General features: G+C 73.3%; 5 protein-coding genes. 4 read left to right on the top strand and 1 reads right to left on the bottom strand.

Features of this window, described 5'->3' with window-relative positions; all coding sequences use genetic code 11:
* From FV230_RS21265 to FV230_RS21250, 4 genes are all read left to right on the top strand, one after another.
* Positions 1–1157, top strand: a 1157-nt coding sequence (locus tag FV230_RS21265) for a sulfite reductase subunit alpha (RefSeq protein WP_147843812.1), incomplete at its 5' end; no start/stop codon positions are given.
* Between the two features lie 113 nt (positions 1158–1270).
* Positions 1271–3973, top strand: a complete 2703-nt coding sequence (locus tag FV230_RS21260) for a nitrate reductase (RefSeq protein ID WP_147843811.1) — start codon at positions 1271–1273, stop codon at positions 3971–3973.
* A 44-nt stretch (positions 3974–4017) separates the two neighbouring features.
* Entirely contained in the window at positions 4018–5466 is a 1449-nt protein-coding gene (gene cysG, locus FV230_RS21255) for a siroheme synthase CysG (RefSeq protein ID WP_147843810.1), read from the top strand.
* A 215-nt stretch (positions 5467–5681) separates the two neighbouring features.
* Positions 5682–6263 (top strand): SCO family protein, encoded by a 582-nt coding sequence (locus FV230_RS21250; protein ID WP_147843809.1) that lies wholly within the window; start codon positions 5682–5684, stop codon positions 6261–6263.
* A 16-nt stretch (positions 6264–6279) separates the two neighbouring features.
* Here the strand turns inward: FV230_RS21250 and FV230_RS21245 are convergent, their stop codons facing one another.
* The gene (locus FV230_RS21245; protein ID WP_348642157.1) at positions 6280–7608 is read right to left on the bottom strand and encodes a glycosyltransferase; all 1329 of its coding nucleotides are present in this window, start codon (positions 7606–7608) and stop codon (positions 6280–6282) included.
* Positions 7609–7774 lie beyond the last annotated feature (166 nt).

The raw sequence follows: 7774 nt of genomic DNA, 5'->3' as shown, positions 1-7774 counted from the left end.
GGCTCGTTGAGCCGGCGGCGGACAAGGCCGCCGACCTCGGCCCCCTCGGCTTCTGCCGCGAGAACCCGGTGGAGGCGATCTTCCTCGGCCGCCGCCGGCTCAACGAGCCGGGCGGCGAGAAGGAGACGTGGCACGTCGAGTTCGACCTCAGGGACACGCCGATCAGCTACGAGGCCGGCGATTCGCTCGGCCTGTTCCCGGCCAACGCGCCGGCGCTCGCCGACGCGGTGATCGCCGAGCTCGGCGCCCGCCCCGAGCGGGTGATCGGCGGCAAGACCCTGCGCGACCGGCTGATCGCCGACTACTCGCTCGGCGCCGCCCCCGACGGGCTCTACCAGCTGCTCTCGCTGCTGACCTCCGGCGAGGCCCGGCGGAAGGCCAAGGCGCTCTCGGCCGGCGAGGACCCGGACGGCGACGCCGCCTATCTCGACGTGCTCGGCGCCCTGCACAAGTTTCCCGGCGCGCGCCCGGACGCCGAGGTCTTCCTCGAATCCCTCGACGAGCTGCAGCCGCGGCTCTACTCGATCTCGTCCTCGCCGAAGATGGATGCGGGCAAGGTCTCGCTGACGGTGGATGCGGTGCGCTACAACCACCGCTCGCGCCTCCGGCTCGGCGTCGCCTCGACGCATCTCGGCGAGCGCATGCCCGAGCAGACCCGGGCGAAGATCTACCTGCAGAAGGCGCACGGCTTCGGGCTGCCGAAGGACCTCGCCACCGACGTGATCATGTGCGGCCCCGGCACCGGCATCGCGCCGTTCCGGGCCTTTCTGCGCGAGCGCGCCGCGACGCAGGCGCCTGGGCGCAACTGGCTGTTCTACGGCCACCAGCGCCAGGCGAGCGACTTCTTCTACAAGGACGAGCTCACCCGGATGCGCGACGACAAGGTGCTGACGCGCCTGTCGCTGGCCTGGTCGCGCGACGGCACCGAGAAGACCTACGTCCAGGACCGCATGCGCGAGAACGGCGCCGACCTGTGGAAGTGGCTGGAGGGGGGCGCCCACTTCTACGTCTGCGGCGACGCCAAGCGCATGGCCAAGGACGTGGAGCGCGCGATCATCGACGTCGCCGCCCAGCACGGCGGCAAATCCCCCGACGAGGCGGTGGCCTATCTCGGCGCGCTGAAGAAGGCCGGGCGCTACCAAGCCGACGTGTACTGAGCCGACAGGGCCGCCCTCCCGCTCGCGCGGGAAGGGCGGCCCTGGGGAAGCCCGGCCCGACTCTTGCTGCCTCCGCCGGCGCCGGCCGACGTCGTGAATACGAGGACCCTGCCATGACCGTGCACGTGCCGGAGCCCCAGGTCTCGAACCAGCAGGGCGCGAACCAGGCTGCGGCGGTTCGGACCACCTGCCCCTATTGCGGCGTCGGGTGCGGGGTGATCGCGACGCCGGACGGCAAGGGCGGCGCCGGGATCGCCGGGGACACCGCGCACCCGGCCAATTTCGGCCGCCTGTGCTCGAAGGGCTCGGCGCTCGGCGAGACGCTGGGCCTGGAGAACCGCCTGCTGCACCCGCACGTCGACGGCGCGCGGGTGTCGTGGGAATCGGCGCTCGGCACCGTCGCCGGCGCCTTCCGCCGCACGGCCGAGACCCACGGGCCGGACGCGATCGCGTTCTACCTGTCCGGGCAGCTGCTCACCGAGGATTACTACGTCGCCAACAAGCTCGCGAAGGGCTTCCTCGGCACGCCGCACGTCGACACCAACTCGCGCCTGTGCATGTCGAGCGCGGTCGCCGCCCACCGCCGGGCCTTCGGCTCCGACACCGTGCCGGGCTGCTACGAGGACCTCGACGAGGCCGACGTCATCGTGCTCGTCGGCTCGAACACCGCCTGGTGCCACCCGATCCTGTTCCGCCGGATGGTGGACGCGCGCACGACGCGCGGCACCAAGCTCGTGGTGGTCGACCCGCGCCGGACCGAGACCGCGGAGGAGGCCGACCTGTTCCTCGGCCTCAGGCCCGGGACCGACAGCGCGCTGTTCTCGGGCCTGCTGGTGCATCTCGACCGCATCGGCGCGTGCGACGCCCGCTTCGTGACCGACCACACCTCCGGCTACGAGGGCGCGCTCGAGCGGGCGCAGTCGATCGCGCCGACGCTGGCCGCCACCGCGGCGGCGACCGGCCTGTCGGAGGCGGACGTCTCCGCCTTCTTCGACCTGTTCGCCGCCACGCAGCGCGTCGTCACCGCCTTCTCGCAGGGCGCGAACCAGTCGGCCCAGGGGACCGACAAGGGCAACGCGATCATCAACTGCCACCTCGCCACCGGGCGCATCGGGCAGCCGGGCGCGGGACCGTTCTCGCTGACCGGCCAGCCCAACGCCATGGGCGGGCGCGAGGTCGGGGGGCTGGCCAACATGCTGGCCGCCCACATGCACTTCGCGCCGGAGGAGGTCGACAAGGTCCGCCGCTTCTGGAACGCGCCGAACCTCATCACCGGCGAGGGGATGAAGGCGGTGGCGCTGTTCGACGCGGTCGCCCGCGGCAAGATCAAGGCGCTCTGGGTGATGGGGACCAACCCGCTGGTCTCGATGCCGCAGGCCGACATGATCAAGGAGGCCCTGAAGGGCCTCGACCTGCTCGTCGTCTCCGAGGTGATGGCCGATTCCGACACCGCCCGCGCCACGGCCCGGAAGACCGTGCTGCTGCCGGCCCTGGCCTGGGGCGAGAAGGACGGCACGGTCACCAATTCCGAGCGCCGGATCACGCGCCAGCGCCGCTTCCTCAAGGCGCCGGGCGAGGCGCGGCCGGACTGGGCGGTGCTCGCCGACGTCGGGCGCCGCCTCGGCCACGGCGCCGCCTTCGGCTTCACCTCGGCGGCGGCGGTGTTCCGCCAGCACGCCGCGCTGTCGGCGTTCGAGAACAACGGCACCCGCGACTTCGACATCGGCGCGCTCGCCGACATCGGGGACGCCGCCTACGAGACGAACCTGCCGGTGCAGTGGCCGCTGACGAAGCGCGGCGGCACGAAGGCGCGGCTCTTTTCCGACGGCCGCTTCTTCACCTTCGACAAGCGCGCCCGCTTCGTCGCGGTGCAGGCGCCGGCCCTGGCGCAGGCGACGAGCGCGGCGATGCCCTTCGTGCTCAACACCGGCCGGGTGCGCGACCACTGGCACACGATGACGCGGACGGGGAAGAGCCAGCGGCTCTCGGCCCATCGCCCGGTGCCCTTCGTCCAGGTGCATCCGCGCGACGCCGCCGCCGCGGGCCTGACCGAGGGCGGCCTCGCCCGGGTCTCGACCGCGCACGGGGCCGCCGAGCTGGAGGTGATCGTCACCGAGGCGGTGGCGCCCGGCAACCTGTTCATGCCGATGCACTGGAACGATTCGAACGCCTCGATGGCCCGCGTCGGGGCGCTGGTCCGCGGCGTGCCCGACCCGCTTTCGGGCCAGCCCGAGCTGAAGGCGACGCCGGCGGCGATCCAGGCTGCCGCCTACCGCTCGCGGGGCTTCCTGCTCAGCCGCGACCCGGTCGCGGCGCCCGCCGGATGGTGGTGGGCGCGCGCCACGATCGCCGGCGGCGCGGGCCTGCAATTCGCCACGCAGGACGGGTCGCGCGAGGCCATGCTGCTGATGCGCGGCTTGTTCCAGGGGCTGGAGCTCGCCGAGTACGCCGACCACGCCCGCGGCCGCTACCGCTGCGCGGTCTACGACGGCGAGCGCCTCCTCGCCTGCCTCGCGTTCGGTCCCGACGCGGGCCGGCCCGACTGGGAGGCGGCCAAGGCCCTGTTCGCGGAGGCGGTGCCCGGCGCGGCCGAGCGCCGCGCCCTACTCTCGGGCCGCGCCGCCACCGCCGGGGCGGGGCCGGTGGTCTGCGCCTGCCACGGGGTCGGGCTCGACGTCATCACGGCGACCATCGCGGGCGGAGCGGGCTCCGTCGAGGCGGTGGGCGCGGCCTGCAAGGCCGGCACGAATTGCGGCTCGTGCATCCCTGAGATCCGCAAGCTGCTGCCGGAGGCGCTTGCGCGCGACGCCGCGTAGCATCAGGTTCGTCCGTGACCCTGCCGAGATCCAAGCCGACCCTCATGAGCACGCCCCGCCAGCCGCGCGAGACCCGCGCCGGCCTCGAGCCCCTCGCCGTCCTACCCGTCTTCGTGCCGCTGCAGGGGAAGCGCGCGGTGCTGGGCGGCTCGAACGGCGGCGCGCCCTGGAAGGTGAAGCTGCTCGCCGCCGCCGGCGCCCACGTCGACGTCTACGCCGCCGAGCCGAGCGAGGAGATGCGCAACGTTCCGGGCGAGATCGTCGCCGGCAGCGTGACCCTGCACGAGCGGGCCTGGACGCCGGACGACCTGTGGGGCTCGGCCTTCTGCATCGGCGCGATGGAGGACGAGGCCGAGTGCGTCGCCTTCGTCGCGGCCGCGCGCGGCACCGGCGCCATCGTCAACGCTGTCGACCGGCCGCATCTCTGCGACGTGAAGTTCGGCGCCATCGTCAACCGCTCGCCGCTGGTGGTGGGCATCTCGACGGAAGGCGCGGTGCCGGTCTTCGGGCAGACCGTGCGGGCGCGCATCGAGGCGATGCTGCCGCGCGGGTTTTCGCGTTGGGTCGCGGCGGCGCGGGACTGGCGCGAGGGCGTCACCGCCCGCTTCCACGGGTTCAGCGAGCGCCGCGGGTTCTGGGAGCGCTTCTCGGACCTGGCCTTCGCCGAGCCCGACCGGGCCCCGACGCAGGCCGACCTCGACAGGCTGCTCGCGCAGACCGAGGCCGCGCCGAAGGGCGGGGCGGTGACGCTGGTCGGCGCCGGGCCGGGCGATGCCGAGCTGCTGACGCTGAAGGCGCTGCGGGCCCTGCGCAACGCCGACGTCATCCTCTACGACGACCTCGTCGCCCCCGAGATCCTGGACTACGCCCGCCGCGAGGCGCGCACGATGCTGGTCGGCAAGACCGGCCACGGCCCTTCCTGCCGCCAGGACGACATCAACGCGCTGATGGTCTCGCTCGCCAAGTCCGGCAAGCAGGTGGTGCGCCTCAAATCCGGCGACCCGCTGATCTTCGGCCGCGCCGGCGAGGAGATCGAGGCCTGCCGGCAGGCCGGCATCCCCGTCGCCGTGGTGCCCGGGATCAGCGCGGCGCAGGGCGCGGCCGCCTCCCTCGGCGTCTCGCTCACCCACCGCGACGCGGCGCGCCGCCTGCAATACGTCACCGGCCACGACCGCCGCGGCGCGCTGCCGGACGACCTGAACTGGGGCGCGCTCGCCGACCCTTCGGTCACCACCGTGGTTTACATGCCCAAGCGCACCCTGCGGGTGCTGCTGGAGCGCGCGGTGGCCGAAGGCTTGGCACCGGCGACGCCCGCTCTGGTGGTGTTCAACGCGACGCGGCCCAACCAGGCGGCGCTGCGGGGCACGGCGGCCGATCTCGCGGAGCGGGTCGAGGCTTCGCTGCTCGAAGGACCGGCGATCCTGATGGTGGGCGACGCGCTCAAGGAACAGAGTGTCGCGGACCGCGTCGAGCAGGCGCAGATCGCGATCTAGACCCGGCCGCTTCCCGTCTGCGGCCAGCCCGATCGTGACGCCGGACGCATCGTGAGGGCGTCGCGCGGGCACCTGCCGAACCGGGTTCCAGGCCAAGGAGGCGCACGACGGAACGCGGGCCTGAGGCAAAGCGCCGAGGGCCTCCGAGGTGCCCCGACCTTGCCTCCCGCGGCCGCCCATGCTGTTCCAGCGGCCGTCGCGAGAAGGTCACCTCCATGCGCCGCGCCCTCCTGCCCATCATCGCCTTCGTGCTCGGTTTCGTCGGGCTCACGGCGGCGGCCGTGTTCACGCTGATGCCGGAGCGGACGGAGGTGGCGGCCTCGAGCGTCGGCGGGCCGTTCGCGCTGGTCGACCAGGACGGCAAGGCCGTCACCGAGGCCGACTTCGCGGGCGCCACGCACCTCGTGTTCTTCGGCTTCACCCACTGCCCCGACATCTGCCCGACCACGCTGCAGCAGATCTCGGACGTGCTGGCGGCGTTGGGGCCGAAGGCCAAGGCGATGAAGGTCGCCTTCATCACCGTCGATCCCGAGCGGGACACGCCGGCGAGCCTCAAGGCCTACCTGTCGAGCTTCGATCCGCGGATCGCCGGGCTCACCGGCAGCCCGGCGCAGGTGGCGGCGGCCGTGAAGGCCTATCGTGCCTACAGCCGCAAGGTGCCGGGCAAGGACGGCGACTACACGATGGAGCACACCGCGCTGGTCTACGTGATGGACGGCAGGAACCGCTTCCTCGGCGCGCTCAACCTGATGCGCCCGGCCGACGAGACCGCGGCGGAGCTCGCGCGGCGGATCTGAGCATCCGGCGCGGGCCTCACGCCGCCGGGCGCCGCGGACGCAGCAGGCCGCTGCGCGAGGTGCGCGACAGCCCGTGCTCGGTCTTGTTCCAGCGCGAGGGCGCGCGGACGAACTCGATCACCGCGAGCCACGCGGCGACGCTGACCAGGGCGAAGTAGAGCAGCATCCCGGGCACGAACCACAGCAGGTCCCACCAGCCCCGGCGGATGCAGCCGAGCGCCGCCGGCAGGACCAGGGCCGCGGATCCCGCCAGGAACAGGGTGATCGCGACGGCGAGCGGCAGGTTCGGCCAGGGCTCGGGCGCGGCCGGGATCTCCTGGAGCAGGAAGTCGGCGCCCGCCCAGACGAGGAAGATCGGATAGACCAGGGCCGAGGCGACGGCGCCGGGCAGCAGCGTCACGGCGCAGAGCGCGTCGAGGCGCCCGAGCTGCCGGCAGGTCTCGGCGGGGCGGCGGCCGTAGGTGACGGTGGTCTGCAGGAACCCCTTCATCCAGCGGACGCGCTGGTGCAGCCAGGCCGGCAGGTTGTTCGGCGCCTCCTCGATCGTCGCGCTCGGCAGGTCGCCGACCTCATAGCCGGCGCAGGCCAGCCGCATCCCGAGATCGGCATCCTCCGTGACGTTGCGCGCGTCCCAGCCGTGCAGCTTGCGCAGCACCTCGGTGCGCACGTGCATCGAGGTCCCGCCGAGCGGCATCGGCAGGCGCCACTGCGCCAGCGCCGGATTGAGCACGTCGAACAGGCCCGCATACTCGATGGCGAAGCACCGGGCGATCCAGGAATCCTCCGCGTTGTCGATCACCAGCCGGCCCTGGAGGCAGGCGGTGCGGGCGGGCGCCCGCGCGAAGATCTCGGCGGCGAGCCGGAGCTGGCCGGGATCGGGCACGTCCTCGGCGTCGTAGACCACGAGCAGCTCGCCGCGGGCGAGCGGCAGGGCGACGTTGAGCGCCCGCGGCTTCGTCCGCGGCCGGCCGTCGGGCACCGCGATCACCTCGAAGCGGGCGGGCAGGGGGACCTCCGCCAGCGCGGCGATGGTGCCGGCATCGTCGGCCTCGACGACGAACTTCAGGTCGAGCTTGGCCGCCGGATAGTCGAGCCGGGCCAGCGCCGAGACGAGCCGCGGCACCACGCGGGCCTCGCGATAGAGCGCCACGAGGACGGTGTAGGTCGGCAGGTCGCGGTCGCTCAGGGGCGAGGCGATCGGCGGCGGGACGGTCGGGACGCCGACGAACACGGCGCCGACGCGGAAGATCGCCATCACCAGGAACAGCGTCTGCGCCGCCACGACCAGGATCATCGCGAGGAACGGGGGCAGGGCCTCGAACACCACGATGCCGGCGCACGCCACGAGCGCGACCAGCGCCAGGGCCGGCCCCAGGGGACGGCTGCCGAAGGCCCAGTCCGGCGCCTTCGCCTCGAGGTCGTCGACCGCGTAGCCGGCGATGGCCTCGGGGATCGCCGCGAACAGGGCCGCGCGCAGGCGGGTCGGGCTGATGGACGAGGAGCCGTATTAC

Source organism: Methylobacterium sp. WL6, assembly GCF_008040095.1.
Taxonomy (GTDB): Bacteria; Pseudomonadota; Alphaproteobacteria; order Rhizobiales; family Beijerinckiaceae; genus Methylobacterium.
This window is presented reverse-complemented; position numbering and strand designations above follow the sequence as displayed.

Excerpts from the sequence above, each read along its gene's own strand:
- cysG (WP_147843810.1), top strand. The coding sequence starts at position 4,018 with ATGAGCACGCCCCGCCAGCCGCGCGAGACCCGCGCCGGCCTCGAGCCC.
- FV230_RS21250 (WP_147843809.1), top strand. The coding sequence starts at position 5,682 with ATGCGCCGCGCCCTCCTGCCCATCATCGCCTTCGTGCTCGGTTTCGTC.
- FV230_RS21260 (WP_147843811.1), top strand. The coding sequence starts at position 1,271 with ATGACCGTGCACGTGCCGGAGCCCCAGGTCTCGAACCAGCAGGGCGCG.